The 3,141-nt window shown below is 68.5% G+C and carries 3 protein-coding genes; all 3 read right to left on the reverse strand.

Translation table 11 applies throughout. The annotated features are described in order from the left end of the window. Positions 1-313 (reverse strand): transposase (locus tag VIM19_19410; protein HEY5187012.1); only part of this gene is annotated, 313 nt, incomplete at its 3' end. A gap of 477 nt (positions 314-790) precedes the next feature. Next, positions 791-1,678, reverse strand: a complete 888-nt coding sequence (locus VIM19_19415) for an ABC transporter permease (protein ID HEY5187013.1) — start codon at positions 1,676-1,678, stop codon at positions 791-793. Next, positions 1,678-2,670 (reverse strand): ATP-binding cassette domain-containing protein, encoded by a 993-nt coding sequence (locus VIM19_19420; protein ID HEY5187014.1) that lies wholly within the window; start codon positions 2,668-2,670, stop codon positions 1,678-1,680. The genes VIM19_19415 and VIM19_19420 overlap by 1 nt, the downstream gene beginning before the upstream one ends. Positions 2,671-3,141 lie beyond the last annotated feature (471 nt).

Here is a 3,141-nt window from a genome sequence, read left to right on the forward strand (position 1 = left end):
TCGTCGGGTGCGGCACCGACCCCTCCAACGGGATCCGGCAGAACCGCCGCCAGGTGATCGAATCGCAGACCTCCCGGCACAGGCTCTGGTAGCCCAGCCGATAGCGGAACTTCAGGAACATCAGCCGCAGGTAGGTCGCCACCGGCGTGGACGGCCGACCGACCCGCGGGTCGAAGAACGGCACGAACGGACCGAAGAACGCCGGGTCGTCCAGCATCGTGTCGACCCGAGCCAACTCATCCGGTAGCCGCAGCAGTCCCCCCGGCCACACCGACTCCCACAACGACGGCTGATCGCCCACGATACGAAACACGATGGCCTCGATCCCTTCAAGCCCAAGGGTTCGGGGCCATCCTCTCGATCACCAGACCGCCGGAAGCGCACCGCCAAGCCCCGACTTCTTCAGGTCGAAGCAGCCAGACCCGGCCCTGAGTCGAAGTCAACGCCTGATGAATTCGACCCATCCGGCGACGGCAGCGTCCGCATCGCTCTTTGATCATCCGCACGCGCCCTTGACGACGCCTGGTCCCGGGCTGTCGGGCATGCACCGAACGTGGCAGACCGCGAAGCCGGCGTGGACGCCGTGAGCCTTCCGCCGAGATCGACGACGCGTGGGGGCAGGCGTCGGCCGAGCCCAAGATGGCGGCACCTCCGGAAGTGCTCCCAGCCCCTGGCCGGCGCAGTCCACGGTGAAGATCTGGCGCGAAGCGCGTGCCACGAGCGGGCACAACGGCCGACTCGGCAGAGTTCGCCGCCAAGGGCGACCGACCGGCGGCCGCCAGGGAGACACCTACGAGAGGACCCGGTGTCGGAAGTTGCGCAGCCCGAGCCACAGGAACACGCACCAGAACCCGAGCAGCACCGGGTAGATCACGTACAGGTGCATGTGGGGTGCGTCGGTGAACGCCGCTCGCATGCCCTCGTTCACGTAGATGAGCGGGTTGATGAGCACGATCGTCTGCAGCCAGTGCCACTGGCCCAGGGTGACCGGGGCCAGCCGGGTCCACGCGTAGTAGGTCCCGCCCAGGAAGGTGATCGGGAGTACCACGAAGCCGAACATCAGTCCGATGTTGCGCGGCTCGAAGGCGGTGCCCAGCAGCAGGCCCAGGGATGACATGGTCACGCAGGCGAGCGGCACCACCGTGAGGATGACCAGCCAGTGCAGGGAGATCTCGGCTTCCACGCCCTGGGCGTGGACGACGGAGGCGATGGGCAGCACGATGACCGCGGAGATCAGCCCCTGGATGGTGCCGGAGAGGACCTTGGACACCGCGACTAGCCAGATCGGGCAGGGGGCCTGCACCCGGTCCTCGATCTCCCGGGTGTAGCCGAACTCCTGGGCCATCTGCAGGGCAACCGACTGCACTCCCTGGAACATGATCGAGATGCCCACCACGCCGGCGACGAGCACGGTGGCGAACGCCGACTCGGCGGCCGGACCGCCCTGACCGCCGCCGACGGCGGTCCCGATCTTCGGGAAGACGAACAGGAAGACGAAGCACAGCAGGAACGGCTGCACCAGGGTCCGGATGACGAACTCGGCGGAGTGCTTGCGCAGCACGACCAGGTCGCGCAGCATCAGCGCGTTCAGGGCGGTCCGGCTCGCGGCCAGCGTCGAGCGGGTGGGTCGGGTCGCGACGTGGCCTGAAGTGGCCCGGTCTGCGGGCGCTGTGGACATCAGTCGCGAAGCTCCTGGCCGGTCAGGCTGATGAAGACGGTCTCCAGGCTCGGCTCGGCCACGGACAGGTCCGCGACCTCGAACCCGTCCGTCTCGGCTGCGGCCATGACCCGCGCCAACAGGCGGCTCCCACCCCTGACGTGCAGCTGCAGGCCCGCATCGGTGTGCCGGATGCGGGTGACCCCCTCAAGGGAACCCTGCATCGTCCGGGCCAGCCGCTCCTGGTCGCCGCCCGCTTTGACGGTCACGACGGTGTCAGCGTCCACGCTCTGCTTCAGCGCCGCGGGGGTGTCCAGCGCCAGAATCCGGCCATGGTCCATGATCGCCACCCGGCCGCACAGCCGGTCCGCCTCCTCCATGTAGTGCGTCGTCAGCACAATCGTCTGGCCGGCTGCGTTCAGGTCGTGCAGGAGGTCCCACAGGGCCAGCCGGCCCTGCGGGTCGAGGCCCGACGTGGGCTCGTCCATGAACAAGACGGCGGGGCGGTGGAAGATCGACCGAGCCACCATCAGGCGCTGCGCCATGCCTCCGGACAGGGCGTACACCGAGGCCTTGGCCCACTTGGCGAGCTGGAACCGCTCCAGCAGGTCGTCGGCGGTGCGGCGTGCCTGGGCGGCGCTGATGCCGAAGAGCCGGCCGTGGAAGTACAGGTTCTCCCAGACAGTGAGCTGCCGGTCGAGGGTGTTGGTCTGGGACACGACACCGATCAGCTGCTTGGCCAGAGCCGGGTGGGCCACCACGTCGATCCCGGCCACGAGGGCTTTGCCAGAGGTCGGGATGACCCGAGTGGTGAGCATGCCCGCGGTGGTCGTCTTGCCCGCGCCGTTGGGTCCGAGCAGGCCGAAGATCTCTCCCTCCGCGACCGAGAGGTTCAGGCCGTCGACCGCCCGGAAGTCAGTGCCCTCGTAGATCTTCGTCAAGTCGATGGTCTGGACGATGCCGTCGCCCTCGGTCGGGCCGGCCGACCCGACAACCGGGGTCTCAACGGTCACAGCTATCCCTCCGCAGGCAGCGACATCCACAAGATCCGACCCTGCACAGCTTTCGCTGCCCACGATAGGCGTGGCCGCCATGCGGCGCCTCGGGTCGGACCCATCGTCGCCGGTTCACTGGCCATCGCTGCTGGTGGCCTCGCGGCCCGGGGAAGCGAACCTGTCGGGGCAGGCGCCAGCAAGCCTGAGTGCCGGATGACCACCAGAGCCAGATGTCGCAGTTACGGCGCTGGCGCCCCACTCAGGACGATGACGCGACGCCAGGGGGCCGCGGGAGCGAGCGGCGTGCGTGCTGCGCAAGCCTGCTCACCTGAGGTACAGGGGTCGGGGGTCAGCGGTCGTTGTATCGCTGGCCGGCTGTCTTGCGTGGATGCGGTGCAACGCTCCTCAGGGAAGGGCTTAGCCCGGATCCACCGCATTGCCCGGGGATGGCGGCGTTGATGTCGGTGTGGTGAGTCGCCTGCGTGTGGG

This window comes from Actinomycetes bacterium, from assembly GCA_036510875.1.
Taxonomy (GTDB): domain Bacteria; phylum Actinomycetota; class Actinomycetes; order Prado026; family Prado026; genus DATCDE01.

Bases quoted from the DNA above. Each gene is read 5' to 3' on its own strand.
- VIM19_19415 (HEY5187013.1), bottom strand. From the start codon at position 1,678: ATGTCCACAGCGCCCGCAGACCGGGCCACTTCAGGCCACGTCGCGACC.